This is a genomic window from Gilvibacter sp. (genome assembly GCF_013214815.1).
Taxonomy (GTDB): Bacteria; Bacteroidota; Bacteroidia; order Flavobacteriales; family Flavobacteriaceae; genus Gilvibacter.
Genome location: NZ_JABSPU010000035.1, coordinates 1 through 17,577, shown reverse-complemented (window position 1 = coordinate 17,577; position 17,577 = coordinate 1). Strand labels below are relative to the sequence as shown.

At 43.0% G+C, this 17,577-nt stretch carries 19 protein-coding genes; 1 reads left to right on the top strand and 18 read right to left on the bottom strand.

Annotation, left to right across the window (positions count from 1 at the left end):
- Window positions 1-63: 63 nt before the first annotated feature.
- The 12 genes from HRT75_RS08670 to cyoE form a co-directional block, all read right to left on the bottom strand.
- Complete coding sequence (locus HRT75_RS08670; protein ID WP_291185267.1) at window positions 64-1,224, bottom strand: efflux RND transporter periplasmic adaptor subunit; 1,161 nt, start codon at window positions 1,222-1,224, stop codon at window positions 64-66.
- A 30-nt stretch (window positions 1,225-1,254) separates the two neighbouring features.
- The gene (locus HRT75_RS08665; protein WP_291185264.1) at window positions 1,255-2,514 is read right to left on the bottom strand and encodes an ABC transporter permease; all 1,260 of its coding nucleotides are present in this window, start codon (window positions 2,512-2,514) and stop codon (window positions 1,255-1,257) included.
- A gap of 1 nt (window position 2,515) precedes the next feature.
- Window positions 2,516-3,760 (bottom strand): ABC transporter permease, encoded by a 1,245-nt coding sequence (locus HRT75_RS08660; RefSeq protein ID WP_291185261.1) that lies wholly within the window; start codon window positions 3,758-3,760, stop codon window positions 2,516-2,518.
- Window positions 3,753-4,460: an ABC transporter ATP-binding protein gene (locus HRT75_RS08655; RefSeq protein ID WP_291185259.1), complete on the bottom strand. Its 708-nt coding sequence runs from the start codon at window positions 4,458-4,460 to the stop codon at window positions 3,753-3,755. Before HRT75_RS08655 ends, HRT75_RS08660 begins: the two co-directional genes overlap by 8 nt.
- A gap of 117 nt (window positions 4,461-4,577) precedes the next feature.
- Window positions 4,578-4,805: a hypothetical protein gene (locus HRT75_RS08650; protein WP_291185257.1), complete on the bottom strand. Its 228-nt coding sequence runs from the start codon at window positions 4,803-4,805 to the stop codon at window positions 4,578-4,580.
- Window positions 4,805-5,338 carry a DUF420 domain-containing protein gene (locus HRT75_RS08645; RefSeq protein WP_291185255.1) on the bottom strand — a complete coding sequence of 178 codons (534 nt, stop codon included), beginning with the start codon at window positions 5,336-5,338 and terminating at the stop codon, window positions 4,805-4,807. The genes HRT75_RS08650 and HRT75_RS08645 overlap by 1 nt, the downstream gene beginning before the upstream one ends.
- Window positions 5,335-5,964, bottom strand: a complete 630-nt coding sequence (locus HRT75_RS08640; protein WP_291185253.1) for an SCO family protein — start codon at window positions 5,962-5,964, stop codon at window positions 5,335-5,337. The genes HRT75_RS08645 and HRT75_RS08640 overlap by 4 nt, the downstream gene beginning before the upstream one ends.
- Window positions 5,965-5,967: 3 nt before the next feature.
- Window positions 5,968-6,621 carry a hypothetical protein gene (locus HRT75_RS08635; protein WP_291185225.1) on the bottom strand — a complete coding sequence of 218 codons (654 nt, stop codon included), beginning with the start codon at window positions 6,619-6,621 and terminating at the stop codon, window positions 5,968-5,970.
- A gap of 205 nt (window positions 6,622-6,826) precedes the next feature.
- A complete protein-coding gene (locus HRT75_RS08630) occupies window positions 6,827-7,210 on the bottom strand; it encodes a cytochrome C oxidase subunit IV family protein (RefSeq protein WP_291185222.1) in 384 nt (127 codons plus the stop codon).
- Window positions 7,211-7,228: 18 nt separating this feature from the next.
- A complete protein-coding gene (locus HRT75_RS08625; protein ID WP_291185219.1) occupies window positions 7,229-8,206 on the bottom strand; it encodes a cytochrome c oxidase subunit 3 in 978 nt (325 codons plus the stop codon).
- 45 nt (window positions 8,207-8,251) lie between these two features.
- A complete protein-coding gene (locus HRT75_RS08620; protein ID WP_291185217.1) occupies window positions 8,252-8,836 on the bottom strand; it encodes a cytochrome c oxidase subunit 3 in 585 nt (194 codons plus the stop codon).
- Window positions 8,833-9,741 carry a heme o synthase gene (gene cyoE / locus HRT75_RS08615; protein WP_291185215.1) on the bottom strand — a complete coding sequence of 303 codons (909 nt, stop codon included), beginning with the start codon at window positions 9,739-9,741 and terminating at the stop codon, window positions 8,833-8,835. The genes HRT75_RS08620 and cyoE overlap by 4 nt, the downstream gene beginning before the upstream one ends.
- A 125-nt stretch (window positions 9,742-9,866) precedes the next feature.
- Here cyoE and HRT75_RS08610 point away from each other — a divergent pair, with 125 nt between their 5' ends.
- Entirely contained in the window at window positions 9,867-10,757 is an 891-nt protein-coding gene (locus tag HRT75_RS08610) for an MBL fold metallo-hydrolase (RefSeq protein WP_291185213.1), read from the top strand.
- On the opposite strand, the gene HRT75_RS08605 is transcribed toward HRT75_RS08610, so the two are convergent.
- The 6 genes from HRT75_RS08605 to sprA form a co-directional block, all read right to left on the bottom strand.
- A complete protein-coding gene (locus tag HRT75_RS08605; RefSeq protein ID WP_291185211.1) occupies window positions 10,754-12,877 on the bottom strand; it encodes a gliding motility protein RemB in 2,124 nt (707 codons plus the stop codon). The genes HRT75_RS08610 and HRT75_RS08605 overlap by 4 nt on opposite strands.
- An 81-nt stretch (window positions 12,878-12,958) precedes the next feature.
- Complete coding sequence (locus tag HRT75_RS08600) at window positions 12,959-13,744, bottom strand: energy transducer TonB (RefSeq protein WP_291185209.1); 786 nt, start codon at window positions 13,742-13,744, stop codon at window positions 12,959-12,961.
- A gap of 144 nt (window positions 13,745-13,888) precedes the next feature.
- Complete coding sequence (locus HRT75_RS08595) at window positions 13,889-14,611, bottom strand: energy transducer TonB (RefSeq protein ID WP_272830317.1); 723 nt, start codon at window positions 14,609-14,611, stop codon at window positions 13,889-13,891.
- 55 nt (window positions 14,612-14,666) lie between these two features.
- Window positions 14,667-15,077 carry a VanZ family protein gene (locus tag HRT75_RS08590; protein WP_291185204.1) on the bottom strand — a complete coding sequence of 137 codons (411 nt, stop codon included), beginning with the start codon at window positions 15,075-15,077 and terminating at the stop codon, window positions 14,667-14,669.
- Window positions 15,046-15,426 (bottom strand): glycine cleavage system protein GcvH, encoded by a 381-nt coding sequence (gene gcvH / locus HRT75_RS08585; protein WP_291185202.1) that lies wholly within the window; start codon window positions 15,424-15,426, stop codon window positions 15,046-15,048. The genes HRT75_RS08590 and gcvH overlap by 32 nt, the downstream gene beginning before the upstream one ends.
- Before the next feature lie 27 nt (window positions 15,427-15,453).
- Window positions 15,454-17,577 (bottom strand): cell surface protein SprA (gene sprA / locus HRT75_RS08580; RefSeq protein WP_291185199.1); only part of this gene is annotated, 2,124 nt, incomplete at its 5' end.

Genomic DNA, 17,577 nt, shown 5'->3' with positions numbered 1-17,577 from the left:
AATCAGTGTTAATTGTTGAATAAGTCTATGGATAGTCAAATGTGTTACACAAAGGTAACGAAATTAGCGGCCGCCAAACTGAGCAACCGGCTTGAGTTGATTCCAAACTTTGATTTTATCTTCTTTTGTAATTCCAGATTTTACCTCTACTTGGATGCCATCACTAACGCCCAATTCCAGGTCTCTACGCTCAAATTGTTGATCACCTACCTCTATCTCAACAAAAGGAAGTTGGGTCTTAGGATCGTATTGAACCAGAGCTTCTTTAACAGCCATAACGCTGTCTGCTCGCGCAAGAATAATGGAGGCATTGGCACTTAAGCCTGCTCTGATAAAGGTAGAGTCTATCTTAGCTAAAGTTCCTTTGATCTCAAACTGAATGGCTCCATTCTCTGCAACTCCCTTAGGAGCGATATAATCCAATACCGCATCAAAAGTGGCGTTCTCAATAGCTCCTACAGTGATCTCCAACGGAAGATCTTCTTTGATCTTTCCAACTTCACTTTCATCTACCTTTCCTTCAAAGATCATTTTCTCTACATCGGCAAGGGTAGCAATAGTAGTACCGTCGTTGAAGTTGTTGGCTTCAATAACCTGGTTTCCTGTTTTGACAGGTACGTCCAATACCATTCCAGAAACCGTCGCGCGGATCTCTGTATTGGCTGCCGTACCTAAACCAGCTGTTGTACCGGTTTTGATGATGTCAAAATTCTGACGGGCTGCATTGACGTTCACTTGTTCAGCGCGGTAACGCTGTTCTGCTTGGTTGTAGGTAATTTGCGCATTGTCAAACTCGTTTGCAGAGATCACCCCTTTGTCAAAAAGACTTTTTTGACGATCGTAGATGTTCTTTTGGTTCTCAAAGGCCAATCGCGCAGCGTCTAATTGAGTTTGCGCAGAGCGAATGCTGTTTTGAGCCGAGTTCAATGCAGAAACGTTAGGAACAACTTTTACCTTGGCGATTAGGTCTCCAGCGGCAACAAAGTCTCCAGCTTCTACAAAGATTTCATCAATGATTCCAGAAATGTTTGGTTTGATGAGTACTTCCTCTTTGGGAACAATGCTCCCCGTGGCCACAGTTTTCTTTACAATACTCGATGTAGTGGCTTGTTCGGTCTGATATACTACTGGATCTTCTTTATCCTTTAAATAGATATAGCGGATCCCAAATATAAATCCGACCAATATCAGACTGAGTACTACGATGGTTCCTTTTCGTTTCATGATTTTTGAATTATTGTCTTGGTATTACGGTTATTCAATGCGCAAAGCATCTACTGGTTTCATTTGAGTGGCGCGTGTTGCTGGGATCAATCCGGCTAAGAGCCCAGAAATGATTAAAATGCTCAACGCGATTATAATTACGCCGATCCCTACACTAGGGTTGGCAAAGTTTTCTACAGGACCTACACTGTCTAGGACGGTGTTCATGATCCAAATGATTCCGGAGGCAAAGGAAATGCCCACCATTCCGGAGATGATAGTCAGTACTAAGGATTCCTGAAGCACCTGAGAACGAATGTTCCAAGGAGAAGCTCCTAGAGCCCGTCTGACGCCAATTTCTTTGGTGCGCTCTTTTACTACAATGAGCATAATGTTACTGATCCCAATGACTCCGGAGAGCAACACTAAAGCGCCAACAAAATAACCTACTACTGTGAGGATGCCGAACAAACCTGTGATCTTAGCGAACTCTTCCGCCAAGTCAAAATGCCCGATTGCACGTTTATCATCTGGGTGTACCGTTCGCAGCTCACGCATCATAGTCATAATACGTGGCTTGACACTGGTGATACTTACATCATCATGAGCAGTGATGGCCATCCAACCCACATTATCAGCTCTGTTAAAGGCTTGAGAGAAGGTGGTAAATGGCACATAAATGGTATTGGCCTCTTGTTCGTTATCTCCTTGCGAATTGGCATTCTTAAAGGTTCCTACCACTAAGAAGTTAATGCCGTTAATTTTTATATAGCTTCCAATGACTTCCTCGCCTTTATCATAAAGGGAACGGATCACGTCTTGACCAATTACCGCAATTTTACGTTTGGTCTCAATGTCTGAATAACTCAGAAAACGCCCTTCCATGATATCCAAGGGCTGTTGATTGATGAACTCCGGATAGTCTCCGTAGATATCAAAAGCACCCGTCTTTTCATTGCGGGTTACGTTGTTGGATCCTCTAAAACCACCCAATTGGTTACGCGGAGAGACATATTTAAGCTCTGGAATATTGTCTTTAAGGGCTTGAACATCACTCAGCTTAAAGTTGAAGAATCTGCCCTTAGGCAATCCTTTGTACGGCATGGAAGTTCCTTGAGACCACATAAAGATGGAATTGGTCGCAAAGTTTCCAAAGTCCGCTTGCACTCCATTCTTAAGTCCATTGGTCAATGCGAGCAACAGTACTAAGATGAAGATCCCCCAAAACACTCCAAAGGCAGTCAGGAAGGTTCTGAATCTATTGGCATTTAAAGCCTCTAATATTTCGTTCCAACGATCTCTGTTAAACATCTTATTCGTCTCTTAAGGCTTCTATGGGTTTGATATTGGCAGCGCGTCGGGCAGGAATGAATCCAGCTAAAGCACCTGCAGCGATCAACACAAAAACAGTGGTAATCGAGGTATTGAAATCTACTTGTGGGGACTTGATAAAGTCGGTCTCCGCATATGGAGCAACCAATTCTAAAAGGCCAACTCCGGCAAACAATCCGATGAATCCAGCGATAGCAGTAATGAAGATCGCTTCTTGCATGATCATTCCAATAATGGATCCAGGCAAAGCGCCAATGGCTTTACGAATACCAATTTCTTTAGTGCGTTCCTTAACTACAATGAGCATAATATTGCTTACTCCCACTACTCCAGCAATGATAGTTCCAATTCCGATGAACCAGAATACGGCTCTAATAGTATCAATAAGACCGTAGATCTTTTTGGCTTCTTCTAAAGTGTTGAATACGCGAACAGCGCTTCGGTCGTCTGGCGCTACGGTGTGTCTGGCCTTTAGGTCAGATTCTAAGCTTTCTGCCATGGCTGTTGAAAGCGCCACAGCTTCATCAAAGTTCTCAGACATCTTGACGGTATATGCAATGGAACGCAAACGGTCTCCAGCATTGAAAACTCCTTGCGCAGTGGTCACTGGAATAAACACGCGATTTTCCTCGCGGCTTCCTCCTGGATCCGAAAAGACTCCTACTACTAAAAAGTTGATACCAAAGATCTTGATCTGCTTCCCAACGGCATCTTCTCCTTTAAAGAGGTCGAGTTGGATCTGATTTCCGATAACGGCAATCTTGGCTACTTGATCCAAATCGCTTTTATTGATGAATCTCCCGTTAACCATAGTTTCATTTTCAATGAACTGCTGATCCGGATCTGATCCTTCAATACGGTAGTTTCCTGATTCTTTACCGTAGGTTACTTGCCCACCCCAAAGAGAGTACAGGGAAGTTCGGTATTCTATCTGTTCTTCGTATTTCTGATTGAGACTTTGATAATCTTCATTGCGCAATTGCACATAACGCCCTGGGTTGAGGCCTTTGTGTTCTTTAGAAGTTACACCAGTCCATATGGAAATACGATTGGTAGCATCTTCTTCAAAAGCTTCGCGAACTCCATTAGAGATACCCGAATTGAATCCCAGCAGAATTACCAAAATAAAGATCCCAGAGGCTACTGAAAGCCCCGTGAGGAAGGTTCGCAATTTATTCTTGCGAATGGTTTCAAATATTTCTTCCCAGCGTTCTAGATTAAACATGAGCTGGAGTTTTGGCGCGTACCTGTTCTACTACTTTATCGTCGAGGATCTTTCCATCTTTTAGATGCACAATACGCTTACACATATGGGCGATATCATCTTCGTGAGTCACCACCAATATCGTTTTACCTTCATCATTAATGGCTTGAATAAGCTCCATAACCTCATAAGAAGTCTTAGTATCAAGAGCTCCAGTAGGCTCATCTGCTAAGAGCACTTTTGGATCACTAGCCAAAGCTCTTGCAATAGCGACACGCTGTTTTTGCCCACCACTGAGTTCGCTTGGTAAGTGTGATGCCCAGTTGGCCAAACCTACTTTTTCTAAATAGTGCATAGCCTTTTCCATACGCACGGAACGCTTCACTCCTTGATAATACAAGGGCATAGCCACGTTATCTAGTGCGCTCTTATAGGTGATCAGGTTAAAACTTTGAAAAATGAATCCGAGGAATTCATTGCGATAGCGAGCAGCCACCTTTTCATTGAGGTTTCTGATGGGAACATTGTCCAGGGTATAGGAGCCTAGATCAGCCTCATCGAGCATACCCAAAATGTTCAAGAAAGTAGACTTTCCAGAACCTGAGGAACCCATTATGGCGATCATCTCGCCTTCTTTCGCTTCGAAATTGATGCCTTTAAGCACATGCAAGGAGTTACTCCCCATGTGATAGGACTTATGCAGATCATTGATGGCTATCATAGCAATGCACCTTAAGGTGTTGATTAATGAAGCCGTCTTGTTGTTGGTTACTTGACGGTCTTGGTAAATAGACCGCTAAATAAGAGATTTGTTACAGGGGAGAATATTAAGGTCTTGTTAATTTTTAGCCTCTAGTCTTTTTCTTCGGCTGCGATAGATCACATAACCCAATCCACCCATCAATATATAAGGTATGGCCATTAGGTAAACAATTCCGTTATTGATCCCACGAGCTGCACTTTGAGTTTCTTCACTTTCCAATACGGCACGACACATGGCACACTGCGCATCTACATCCGCAGAAAAAAGGAGCATCACTACCAATAAGAGAATCAATTTTCGCATTAGGCTGGATAATAAGGAGAGATCATAAAATAAACAATAACACCCGTAACCGCTACATACAACCAGATCGGGAAAGTGATCTTGGCCAATTTGCGGTGCTTGTCAAACTGCTCGGACAAGGCGCGTACATAGGTGAATAGCACTAAAGGAATAATACCAATAGATAGCGTGATATGACTAATTAGGATAAAGTAGTAGACGTATCGAATCACACCTTCCCCACCGTATTCTGCACTGTCTGAGGTCATGTGATAGGCCACGTACATTACTAAAAAGAGCGCAGACAAAGCTATTGCAGTCTTCATGAGCGTCTCATGTGCCTTTCTGTTTCCGTTTTTGATTTGGATTACCGCCAGGATAAGTACTACCGCAGTGATGCCGTTTATTCCTGCGTAGATCGGAGGCAAGAATCCAAGACGTTCCACTCCAGGAATTCTAATCCCGAAGAGCACAGCAACGGCCAAAGGAATGGCAATTGAAAGTGCCCAGATTAATTTTTTATACTTCAGTTCTGCGTTTGGGGAGGTGCTCATTGGTCTAATAGTTGTTTAATATCGTCTTTGAGCAATTGAATTTGCTCCAAGTCCGTTCCGTTATAATATACAATTGGGTTGCCGTATTCATCAATGCGAGAGCGGATATTCCCGTCTTGATCAATTAGCGCAAAAAAGCCGGAGTGCTCAAAGCCACCCGCGGCAGTATCGCCCTCATTGACATAGAGATTAAAGCCATTGTTGGCCAATTTGTGGATGGCTAATTTATCACCCGTCATTAAATGCCAATTGGGATTGGTAATTCCATAGTTTTCGGCATAGGTTTGTAAAACTTCTGGGGTATCATAAGTTGGGTCAATACTAAAGGAGGCTACTCCAAAATTCGGATTACCAAAAAACTCATCCTGAAGCTTCACCATATTTCGGCTCATTACAGGACAAATCGTGGGACAAGTCGTAAAGAAAAAATCCACCACATAAACCTTGCCTTGATAGTTGGCATTGGTAATGGTCTCACCGCGTTGGTTGGTAAACTCAAAGGCAGGTACGGGACCAATAGTTGCAAGTTCTTGTTGATTCACACTCCCGACAATTTTAGGCACAGCCCAAATTCCGAAGATTAGAATAATAAAAGAGATTCCTATATAGGAGTAGGATTTATTCATAGCTTAAAGCTGCTTGCGCTTGTATTTGTCGTTCTTTTTAAGGGCTCGGCGATACTCTGCCAAGATCACTTGGATGTCGTCATCCATCTTGTCGTCGAGTTCTGCTACATTACTGGCATTGTATCCGTACAGTGTGCCTACGTCCTCATCGTCATCTCTGCCGCGCAAACGCTTATCCTTATCCAGAATATAAACATAGTCTGAGCCAAGATCATCATCTAACTTATGCGGAGAGCCGAGCTCTGCTTTGAGCTTGCGAATCTGCTGATCTGATAAGACCACAAACTGCCACTTTTCTGTTTCCTTGATCTTGCTGAGCTTTTCTTCCAGATCTGGAATAGTGCCTTCTGCTCCTTCCGGGATCAACCACACAAATTGGAGGTCATAGAATTCGGAATACGGCGTATAGATCTTATGGGCCAGATTGAACACATGCCCATAACGACTCTTGGCATCTTTGCCCAAGAATCCCATGATGGTAATATTACTATCAAAAACGATGGAGTCTCCACGCAGACTTTTAGTGCCTTCTGGCAGTTCTGAAACAGGCTCTCCCAAGGTGGGAAGCATGGAGAAGTTGTGATCCGCCGCTGCAAAGAACATATAGGCAACTAGCGGCAAAATGAACAAAAATCCTAAAACAAAAAACTTCTTCATATCCAGCAAAATAAAGAAGTGATTGAGACTTTTCTAAGGAGATCGTTAAACACGGATTATCGGTGCTACGGTGTTGTAAAAAGACAAGGAGCTAATGCAAAAAAAAACGAGCTTAACCTATGATTAAAAGTCTAAAGCACTTTCGGATTACAAAAATACAAAAAAGCCTCGCTAATAGCGAGGCTCAGAGTCGTTAATTCAACTGTTAAAAGTTGAATTTGATGTGGTTATTCTTGTAGACTTCGTAGATGTAATCTCCTTCAAGAAGTACGATCAAAACCAAGTAACAGATCAAGAATACAGCTGTCCAAACAACCGCGCGTCTCAAACCTTTGGTCTCGTCACGCATGTGCATGAAGTCCCAAGTAATATAGTATGCTTTAAAAAGTGTCAAGATGATGAAGATCCAGTTAAGATACTTCATGGCTAAAAAGCGTCCTTCTACCAAGAAGGCCGGTTTGTAGATACCCAAGGCAACTTCGATTATTGTAACAATAGAAAGTACAATGAATACACCCCAGATCTTGGAAACGTTGGACTTGAATTTAAGTAGTCCTCTGAATATCTCTAATTTATGCTCGTGTCCCATAATGCTTTATAATCGAATTTATACCAGATAGAAGAAGGTAAATACAAATACCCAAACTAAATCTACAAAGTGCCAGTAAAGACCCACTTTCTCAACCATTTCATAGTGGCCTCGTCGCTCGTAAGTTCCGATGATCACATTGAAGAAGATGATGATGTTAATGACTACTCCTGAGAATACGTGGAATCCGTGGAATCCAGTAATGAAGAAGAAGAAATCAGCAAAGAGCGGTGAACCGTATTCATTACGGATCAGGTTAGCTCCTTCTACGATGAGCTTTCCGTCACTGTTGAGTTTGGCAATAGATTCCTCGCGGCTCAAAACAGTCTTTTCACCGTCTTCTGTGAGGTATTGCGTTCTGATTAGCAAATTATCGTTAGCTGCGAAACCAGCTTTAATATCGTCTAAAGTATAAGTAGACAAGGTTTCCTCATCAGTTTCATACCAAATGCCGTTGCTGCGAGTATGTGCTTCACGCTGAGTAGACTCACCAGCAATATCGGCAAGAGCAACACGGTTTCCATCTGTATCTACAAATTGAAGGATACGTCCTCCGTTAGTTTCAACAGCTCCGTAGTCTCCTTTGATGAAGGTTTTCCATTCCCAAGCCTGAGAACCAACGAAGATCAAACCACCAATAATGGTTAAAAACATATAAAGGATAACCTTGATCTTCTTCATTTGGTGACCAGCGTCAACCGCCAATACCATGGTTACCGAAGAAAAGATCAGAATAAACGTCATGAAAGCCACGTAGTACATCGGGAAGTTTCCATGTACAAAAGGAACGTGGGTAAATACTTCATCAGCGATTGGCCAAGAATCGATGAACTTGAATCGTGAGAAGCCGTAAGAGGCCAAAAATCCGGAGAAAGTAAGGGCATCAGAAACGATGAAGAACCACATCATCATTTTCCCATAACTGGCTTTTAGTGGTCGGTTACCACCACCCCAGACTTTCCCTTCAGTACCTGTTTCAACAACAGTTGTTTCCATATAAAGAAGTTGACGTTATGATTGAGGCAAAAATAATCAATTTTCTTATCTAACGAAATATAAAAAGCAAAACAAATAGATCCATAGAAGGTCTACGAAATGCCAGAAAGTACCTGCCAATTCTACCCCTAGCATATTGTCTTTATTATATCGCTGTTTAGAATGCTTATAAATCACTACTCCCAAGGCTATTAAGGCCGCAAAAATGTGCAATAAGTGCACAAAGGCAATCAAAAAGATATAGGTGTAGGTAATGTTGCTGGATTCCCCTGTAAAATAGTAGCCCAGATCATAGGTAATCTGTCTAAATCCGTAATACTGCAGGCTGGCAAAGACCACCCCAAGAATAAAGGTGCTTACTAAGAACAACATGCCTTGACTGCGCTTCTCCTCGCGAATGTTTCGCACGGCGAGCCACATGGTTATACTACTCAAGATGATCACTGGAGTACTTAAAAAGAAGGCATTCGGCATTTGAAAGTCCGCAATCCAATCGTCGCGTTCACTACTTACAATAAAGGCCGATGTAAAAGCCGCAAAACTCATCAATAAGCTGATGATCCCAAACCAGAGCATCATGCGCTTTGCGCGTCTGGCCTTATCCAATTCATACTGTTCTACTTCCGTCATACACTAAGGAATTTATCAACTACGTAAATAATCTGTAATAAGGTGATATAACTCACACTGGTGAGCATTAATCGCTTGGCGGTCTTGGCGTCTTGTTTGCGATACAGTTTTACGGCAGCGATCAAAAACCACACCCCCAATAAACCAATGATCACTGCTGCCACTAGGCTCACTTTGAACATTCCCGTGATTCCCAAGGCGGGAATCAAAGAACAAAGTACCGTCCAAAGCGTGTATAACACTACTTGTGTTGCAGTTCCTTTATCGCGTTTTCCATTAGGCAGCATATTGAATCCGCCTTTTTTATAATCTTCATAGAGGAACCAACCTATGGCCCAAAAGTGTGGGAACTGCCAAAAGAACTGGATCATAAATAAAGTCCCGGCCTCAATTCCGAATTCGTTTGTAGCGGCAACCCACCCCAACATGAATGGTATAGCACCTGGGAAGGCACCGACAAATACTGAAAGTGGCGTTTTGGTCTTTAAAGGCGTATACAAACTCACATACATAAAGATGGAGATAGCGCCAAAAAGAGCAGTTTTAGGGTTGATCACATAAAGCGTCCCGATTCCCAAAATGGTAAATAATGTGGCAATAATAAAAGCCGTTTGCACGCTCATGCGGCCAGCGGGAATCGGCCTGTTTTTGGTGCGATCCATCAAAGAGTCTAGATCTCGCTCAATGATCTGGTTGTAAGCATTGGAAGCTCCAACCATGAAATAGCCTCCTAAAGCGAGCATCAACAATACCTTGAAATCAATAGAAGGTGCTCCTAACAGATAACCCGCTATGGATGAAAACACCACAGAAACCGAGAGCCTCACCTTGGTGATCTCGGCAAAATCGCGCAAGAGCGATGTTTTTTGTATGGTAACTTCTTGTGGCTCCAAAACCGATTGCATTCCGCTTTATTTTGCTCGTGCAAAGATACTCCATAAACTGCTGCCAGCCAATGCATGCTGAAAGGAAATTCCATTTTAACAGACTACCTCCAATGTTGCGTATCTTTAATGCAAAATCAAAAAATATGAAAACACCCATCCATCACTATTTATTCGGAATATTTTTAACTCTAAGTACCTTGAGTTTTGGTCAAGACATGGCCGATGTCACGATCCAAACAATACCGGTCAATGGCCCTGTTTATATATTAGAAGGTCGTGGTGGAAATATTGGGGTTTCTGTAGGAGCCGATGGTGTTTTTGTTATTGACGATCAGTTTGCGCCCTTATCAGAAAAAATCTTGGCTGCAATCAAAATGCTTAGTGATGGACCCTTACAATATGTAGCCAACACACACTACCATGGAGATCATTCTGGCGGAAATGTGAATATGCAAAAGGCTGGCGCGACAATCGTCGCGCATAAAAACGTTCGAAAGCGCCTGGAACAACCGGATAGAAATGGGAACGATAGACCTCAAGAAGCCTTACCGGTAATTACCTATAAAACACAGATGTCTATTTATATCAATGGCGAAGAAGTAGTGATCCTTCACGTGGGCAATGCGCATACTGACGGGGATTCCCTACTCTACTTTACGCAAAGCAATGTTTTGCATACGGGCGATACTTTTTTCAATGGACGTTATCCGTATATCGATCTGAATTCGGGCGGATCTGTTGAGGGTTATCTCGCAGCAGTAAAACGCGGCATGATGCTGGTCGATGAAGATACCAAGATCATCCCGGGTCACGGCCCATTAGCCTCCCGGGCAGACTATATGGCCTTTATGAAAATGCTGGAAGGATTGAAAGAGAATGCCCTTAGAGCCATTAATGCCGGAATGAGTTTTGAAGAATTTGTGGCCGATGAAAGCATCACGGCCGAATACGATGCTCAAGGCTTTGGAAGTGGATTCATCAATCCAAAACGCATGCGCGAGACACTTTATAAAAGCCTGAAAAAACAGCCTTAGAAGTCGAAGTACCAATTGCAGAGATCTGTGCGGATGCCGAGATTGAACCAAGTTGAACTGGAGGCAAACTCAGTAGCCGTATCCACATCTGGCGTGAAATCTCTAAACAAAAGTGAGGCATAGACCTTTAGGTTTGTAGCCGGATTGATCAAATAACCTCCTTGAAACTCTCCAATAAAGACTGAGGTGGTATTACCCTGACCAATCTCAATACCGGTATCAAAGGGACGGTCGCCTTCATCACGGTAAATACCGCCTCCATAATAAAAGGAGTCTTCAGCAGTATTGAAATCAAAACCGCGTTCTCCAAAGGTCAACTTAGCCGATCCAAACCAACGCCCGTTAAAATAACGCGCAATCAAGATCCCTTCTCTAAAATTAGCACCCCAAAGGTGAGCCATAGGTTGGTTTTGGTGCCCGTAGTTGAGCACAATCGTATTGTGTGAATAGGTATAAGGACGTACCTGATTGTATTCTGCCTGCAGATAAAGATTCTTCACCCCAAAGGCGTTGTAATATTTGGCTCCTATTTGGAAACCAAGTTTATTCTTCCAGCTTTGATCGCCTCCGAATACATCTCCAGAAGAGAATTCATCAATAACCACTTGACTGTAAGCGTTGATCTGATCGGAGAATTTGTACTTCCCGCTCAAACCTATAATGGCGTTTCCTCCGCGGGAACCGGTAGTGAACTCAATGGCTCTGTAAAAGATCACCGGATTCAAATAGTTGAGATCAAAGCCACGGTCGTTATCATTTTCCCACATTACAGCTTCAAACAAACCAATATTCAAACGTTTGGTCACATTGATACTCAAATAGTGGTTGGCCATGTATTTAGTTCTGAAGGAACCGTCTAAGGTCACCTCAGAACGCACATCGCGAAGTGACATCCAGGTATTGGTGTATTTGAGCTTCCAGAAATTGGTATTCAAGCGCAAATAAGGATAAGGAGAAGCGTTGTCACTCAGCAATAAAGAGCGGTATCCGTCTCCAATGAAATTCTTACCATGCCCCAATTGAATGTTGAAATGCTGGCTCGGGGCATAAGACAAATAACCCTCAGCCACGGGATAGTCATAAGAATCTGTTCTAAATGGTTCGGCAATATTACGCCCGGGAATAATGGCAGGGTTTCCACCGTCAGGACGGAGCGACTCCGCATATCGATTAAAATAACCTGCAAAGCGCCCTTGACTTTCATAAACAGCTGCAAAGAAGTTCAGCTTTTTACCCAATCCACCTTGAAAATAAACCAAACGGGTATTGTTATAGGTATCCACGCCGTCTCCCCGACCTACTTGAAGATCAACTCCAGGGTCAATGGTAAACCAATAGTCTTCTCCCTTTACAATTCCCATATGCTCGTTCCACCATTTTCTACCCAACCACGAGGACTTCTTTTTGAGTAGCTTCTGATTGGCAGCCTCGAAATTGTAGTATTTATTCACCTCCTCATACACATAAGGTTTTTGAGCGGTGTGGTTGTTTATGCCGACTTGATTCATGGCTGGATCAAACATGGCGTAATTCTGATGGGAAAGCGGAATGTTCAGCTGACTGGTGTACTCTTCATTTTGATAAGGAAAGCTTTTGATATCCTCATATTCCGTATTGAACTGATCTTGAACCACGACTAAACTGGTATTGTCTGAATCTGCAGTGCCTGTATTTGCCGTAGCCGTTGTGGTCTGTGTGATCTGCGGAGCTTGTAAAGGAAGGTTTACACTAAACTGGAATTGGACGTAAGTGGGTTTAGCGTTATAGGTAGCCGGTTCAATTTTTGGCAATTCACCAAAGACCCGTTTTACCTCGTCCTTCAATTCCTGATAGACCGCCTCAGTATACAAAACCTTGAACTCACCTTCTGCGGTGACTTCTAAAAGAGAAACCATTACTCCTGTGTAATTCTCCTCACCAACAATATCTGGTGTTTTGAAATTCTCGTAAAAAAATTGTTGGAGCGTAGCATTAAAACATTCCGCCAATGCAGCACCACTTTGTCCTTCACAAGACTCAAAGACCGGATACTTTTCAATATCTGATAGCGCTTCTTGCGCCTTTAGGGAATACGTAGTTAACAGTAGTAAAACGAGGAGAGAGCGCAGCGGTAATTTCATAAAACGTAGATAGGCTTTCGAAAGATACGTTTTTTTGAGAATCCTAAAAGCAGAAATCCCGCCTAGGCGGCGGGACTTCAATTAATCTTGTATTTGAAAGATGATCGGCAGTGAAAAGATCACCGGAACACTTTTGCCTTGATGCATTCCAGGATTCATCTGCGGCAGCTTTTTAATGACTTTAATGGCTTCATCACGTAAGGCATCGTTGGCTGTTCTGACCTTGATATCAGTGACCACACCATCCGGACCAATAGTAAACTGACAAGCAATCCGCACTTTCCCAGAAAGGTTCTCTTCAGCACCGATATCATAATCAAAGCGACGTTGTACAAATTTGTGAGTCATACGCGTAAAGCATTCCAACTGCTCCTCACGATCCGCACCGGCATCACAACCAGGAAAGGTTGGAATTTGCATCACATTGTTGATGTAGATCGGTGTTGGTGGTTCCTCCTTAGGCGGATCTCCTTTAACCAAATTGGCCCCAGGGCTCACCTCTACCACAGGCGGATCCGTACTGATGTTCGGCGTTACGGTGGTGGCCACATCATTTTTGACCACCTTAATAAGGTCTCGGACCTGTTTAGGCGGCTCTACTTTAGCCACAGGTTCTACCTTGGGTTTTACGGTTTCTACGATAAAATCCGTCATAGTAAATACCTCATCGTCCGAATCATCGGTATAGGTGATGGGTATCTCCTTAATTTCAATACGAACTGTTTCGACCACAAAAATGACGAACAGCAAGCTAAAGATCAGACCAAGTTGAAAATTTCGCGTATGGTTCCAACGCAAATTTACCTGGCGTTTTTTTTGGATGGAAGTCAGTTGGTTAGTGTCTGTGTTTTTGGCATTTTGTTTCATGACTACTGACTTTTAGAAACACTGAGCTGAATCGGCTAGTACTTAGCTCAGTATCGATATGTTAAAGTTTTTAACACACAAGATTGATGCCAAAAAAAATCCCGCTGGCAGAGCGGGATCTATTTGGTTGAAACTTTTTAGAAATTAATCCTGTACGGCAAAAAGAATCGGTAGTGAGTACAAAACCCCTACAGCTTTTCCACGCTGCTTTCCTGGGGTCATTTTTGGAAGTCCTTGTACTACTTTGATAGCTTCTTGCTCCAGTCTTGGGTGTGGTGCACGAGCACGCACGTTTACAACGTTTCCGTTGCGGTCAATCTTAAACTGTACTGCGATACGCTGACGTCCTGAAAGACCAAGTTCTCCTGCCAGTTCGGTATCGAACTTCTTGTTTACAAACTTGCTGATCTTTTCAGACATACATTTTTTCTTCGCATCGTTGTTTCCAGCGTTTTCACAACCTGGATAAATTGGTACGTTTTCAATTACTGCAAAAGGAACGTCTGCGATAACCTCTTCCTCTACTTCTTCGATCTCTTCGATCTCAACGATCTCTTCTTCTTGATCTGTTTCAGTAGATTCAATTACCGTCTCCTCTACGTCTTCTTCATCTTCAACGATGTCGATAACCTCTGGTGCCGGTGGTGGCGGTGGAGGTGGTGGAGGTTGGTTCTGAATTTCAGTTACTGGTACTTCCTCTTCGAATTCTTCGTCGAGTTCCAGTTGATCTAGAGCCAAGGCGTCTTTGTCGTAAGTCTTATACTCTATGGCCTGCCATGCCAGTAAAAGCATTACAATCATTCCGATCTGAAAGAAGTAGATACTTCTTTTACGTAAATCTGCTTTAGGATTTTTCTTCGGTTCCATTGCGTTTCTGAATTAATATGCACGCTAAAATATAGAATTTCTAGCGCAAAAAAAATTAAACTTTGTTATTTAACCCGACTTTTGATCGCAAAAGAAAAATTGCGGTCGCGCCAATGAACATTCCCACCGTATTAGCCACTACATCATAAGGATCAGCACTTCTACTTTGGGTGATCTGTGCCTGTAAAAACTCAATTATCGTACCATAAATTAAAGAGCTCAATACAAGCACCAATAAGAATGGTTTCCAAAAACTCGGCGTACTTCTGCGTAACCAATAGGCTCCCCAGGCCACAGCCAAGCCTGCATAGGCAATAAAATGGGCCAACTTATCTTGGAACGTAAAAACTGGTAAAGGCGGCAGATCGGACCGCTCCATAATAGAGACTGCAGTAAGTAAGGCAGTATATATTAATGCGAGCGCAAGTAAAGTTTTAGGCGCCAACAAGGGCTTTATATCCTGCATCGTCGAGCAATTCTTCAACTTCTGACGTGTCGCTGATCTTCACCTTGATCATCCATCCATCACCATATGGGTCAGAATTCACTGTTTCAGGAGCATCCTCAAGTGATTCATTGAATTCAATGATCTCACCGGAAAGTGGCAAAAACAAATCAGAAACAGTCTTCACGGCTTCTACGGTTCCAAAAACCTCGTCTTTATCTAAGGCTTCATCTACCGTTTCTACTTCTACATAAACAATGTCCCCAAGCTCTCCTTGGGCAAAGTCAGTAATCCCAACGGTGGCTACGTCTCCTTCAATAGAAACCCACTCGTGATCTTTAGTGTACTTGAGATTGGCTGGTATGTTCATTTCAACAATGGTATTATTTGATAGTATTTAGTTTCCAAAATTATAACGCAAGGTCAATCCTGTTCTGATCGTGGTTTGTGGGAAGGCAGTAGAAATTGCGTATTCCGAGAAGGTGTGATCGTAGTAGAACAAGGCTGTCAAATTCTTGCTTAAGGCGTAATCCGCAGTAAACTGCAAACCGTAAATGGTCTGTCCCGCAGTTACTTGGTTGTTTTCAATATCTAAGTAACGAATAATCGTTTTATTGTCGCGAATAGAAGCGTCTAACTTAAAGTTCAAGTCACTCTTAAGGATCTTCTTCTTCCCGCCAAAGTTGGTTCCAATGCGCAAATCCTTGATTCGGTATCCAAGACCAACAATATACTCGGTCCCTTGAATCTCCGTCAATAAGTTGTTTGCAAAACTCAACGATAGCGCGCGATCCGTACGAACCTCAGCCAATACCTTTACGGAGTTCTTCATCTCAAAGTCTAGCTTGATCAGTGGACTGAACTGCTCAGTTAGGTTTACGTTGGATAAGATCAATTCATTCTTGAAGTTACCCGCTTGGTCAACCTCTGTTGGATTGGCCGCGTTGAAATCCAGATTGCTCTGGAACTGGTTTACCGTATATCCTGCGCGATATCCATGTTGGATGGAGAAACGCTTAAAATTCTTTTTGAACCATTTTAGACGCATCAGTCCCGTATACTTAATATCCCAGTTTGGTAAGGGCACATCTCTAAAGAGTCCTTTACGCACATCATTAGCATCTTGCCCAGTGTAAGCTGATAAAAATGCCGGGAGGAGTACCTCTTGATTGTTTCTTCCGAATCCAACCGGGAAGCCTGTAGAAGGATCCGTCGGGAAGTCGTCAGTTCCGTAGAATTCACGTGCCAAACGATTGGCAACAATAAGTCGATTACTTCTAAACTGATCAAAAGTCTGGGAATTGAACTCATCACTGCTTTGGAAAGCCGTGCGGATCAACATGGTTGAAATATTGAAATTACCAAAGCTATTCGGAGTTAGCGAACGGTATAAACCGTCTTCAACGATATAGTTCTCTGCATAGGATTCCGACAGGGTACGGTTACCATTCAAATCAATCTTAAGATCCGGCAAGAACTCAAAGGTCATTTGGTAATCCAATTGATTGTTCTTGGTGGTCGTATACTGCTGGTTGAATTCTGGGAAGATGGTCAACCACCCTTTACGAGCAGCTAGCGCTCGTACATCAGCTTGGCCACCAAATACAAATCCAGTAGTCGGTTTTAAGGTCCCAATGAATCCTATGGACTGCAAATATCCTGGAAGGAAAGTACCGCGATTCTCTTGATAATTGAACTGCGCACGCTTTAATCCCGTGATGATTCCAATCACCGTGTTCAGGGCCTGATCTCCAGCAGACAATCTAGATTTTGGCTTAGCGCCGCCATCAGCATCACCGCCGCCTGCTCCCGGAGGAGCTCCAGCTACTCCACCACCAGCGTTACCAGCTTTTCCTCCTCCATTGCTGAACACAGATGGATTCGCCCCACCTTTGCTATCATCCGCAGAAGGCGCTTGCTTTTTCTTAATACCTAAATAACGGTAGAAGCTCGTAAAGTCAAGCGTTGAGTTAATACGGTGTGTACTGGCATTCTGAATAGAGTTACCTAAGTTGTAGGTGTCTTGAACTCCATCAGAAGTGGTAATGGTAATATTGTCAAAGAGATCCGAACCGTCCTGCCACTGATAGTCTCCAGTATAGGAATAAGTTGCCCTGATGAACTCCAAGAATGGGAACTTATTGAACGGCAAATCGTAATTCAGCTGCAAGGACTGGAAATGTCGGTTGGGTTCCCCAAGGTCAAAGAAGCCATCCCAGACGCCGGCATCGGGAGCGTCAATGAGCCCTCCATCATTCACGAAATTATTGACAAAGTTGTTTCGGCCCGAGTTGAAATTGAAACGCAGTGACTTGGTCAGATTGTAATTCAAAGTAAACTGGAAGTCAAAGGTGTAATTACGTTGATAAAGTACCGGCAACTCAATGTTTCCATCGTCTTGCGCTCCAATAACCTCTCTAAATTTCTGCGAGTTGAACTGTCGCATGAAGTTGGAGTTTACCGTAAGACTGGTCGGTAAATAATTAACGTTCAGATCCTTCAAGAATCTCCAGTATCGGCC

What these genes read in the sequence shown, in the direction of transcription:
- HRT75_RS08665 (WP_291185264.1), bottom strand. Translation starts at nt 2,514, where the DNA reads ATGTTTAACAGAGATCGTTGGAACGAAATATTAGAGGCTTTAAATGCC.
- HRT75_RS08595 (WP_272830317.1), bottom strand. Translation starts at nt 14,611, where the DNA reads ATGGAACCGAAGAAAAATCCTAAAGCAGATTTACGTAAAAGAAGTATC.
- HRT75_RS08625 (WP_291185219.1), bottom strand. Translation starts at nt 8,206, where the DNA reads ATGGAAACAACTGTTGTTGAAACAGGTACTGAAGGGAAAGTCTGGGGT.
- HRT75_RS08620 (WP_291185217.1), bottom strand. Translation starts at nt 8,836, where the DNA reads ATGACGGAAGTAGAACAGTATGAATTGGATAAGGCCAGACGCGCAAAG.
- HRT75_RS08605 (WP_291185211.1), bottom strand. Translation starts at nt 12,877, where the DNA reads ATGAAATTACCGCTGCGCTCTCTCCTCGTTTTACTACTGTTAACTACG.
- HRT75_RS08590 (WP_291185204.1), bottom strand. Translation starts at nt 15,077, where the DNA reads ATGCAGGATATAAAGCCCTTGTTGGCGCCTAAAACTTTACTTGCGCTC.
- cyoE (WP_291185215.1), bottom strand. Translation starts at nt 9,741, where the DNA reads ATGCAATCGGTTTTGGAGCCACAAGAAGTTACCATACAAAAAACATCG.
- HRT75_RS08600 (WP_291185209.1), bottom strand. Translation starts at nt 13,744, where the DNA reads ATGAAACAAAATGCCAAAAACACAGACACTAACCAACTGACTTCCATC.
- HRT75_RS08635 (WP_291185225.1), bottom strand. Translation starts at nt 6,621, where the DNA reads ATGAAGAAGTTTTTTGTTTTAGGATTTTTGTTCATTTTGCCGCTAGTT.
- gcvH (WP_291185202.1), bottom strand. Translation starts at nt 15,426, where the DNA reads ATGAACATACCAGCCAATCTCAAGTACACTAAAGATCACGAGTGGGTT.
- HRT75_RS08670 (WP_291185267.1), bottom strand. Translation starts at nt 1,224, where the DNA reads ATGAAACGAAAAGGAACCATCGTAGTACTCAGTCTGATATTGGTCGGA.
- HRT75_RS08610 (WP_291185213.1), top strand. Translation starts at nt 9,867, where the DNA reads ATGAAAACACCCATCCATCACTATTTATTCGGAATATTTTTAACTCTA.
- HRT75_RS08650 (WP_291185257.1), bottom strand. Translation starts at nt 4,805, where the DNA reads ATGCGAAAATTGATTCTCTTATTGGTAGTGATGCTCCTTTTTTCTGCG.
- HRT75_RS08655 (WP_291185259.1), bottom strand. Translation starts at nt 4,460, where the DNA reads ATGATAGCCATCAATGATCTGCATAAGTCCTATCACATGGGGAGTAAC.
- HRT75_RS08645 (WP_291185255.1), bottom strand. Translation starts at nt 5,338, where the DNA reads ATGAGCACCTCCCCAAACGCAGAACTGAAGTATAAAAAATTAATCTGG.
- HRT75_RS08660 (WP_291185261.1), bottom strand. Translation starts at nt 3,760, where the DNA reads ATGTTTAATCTAGAACGCTGGGAAGAAATATTTGAAACCATTCGCAAG.
- HRT75_RS08640 (WP_291185253.1), bottom strand. Translation starts at nt 5,964, where the DNA reads ATGAATAAATCCTACTCCTATATAGGAATCTCTTTTATTATTCTAATC.
- HRT75_RS08630 (WP_291185222.1), bottom strand. Translation starts at nt 7,210, where the DNA reads ATGGGACACGAGCATAAATTAGAGATATTCAGAGGACTACTTAAATTC.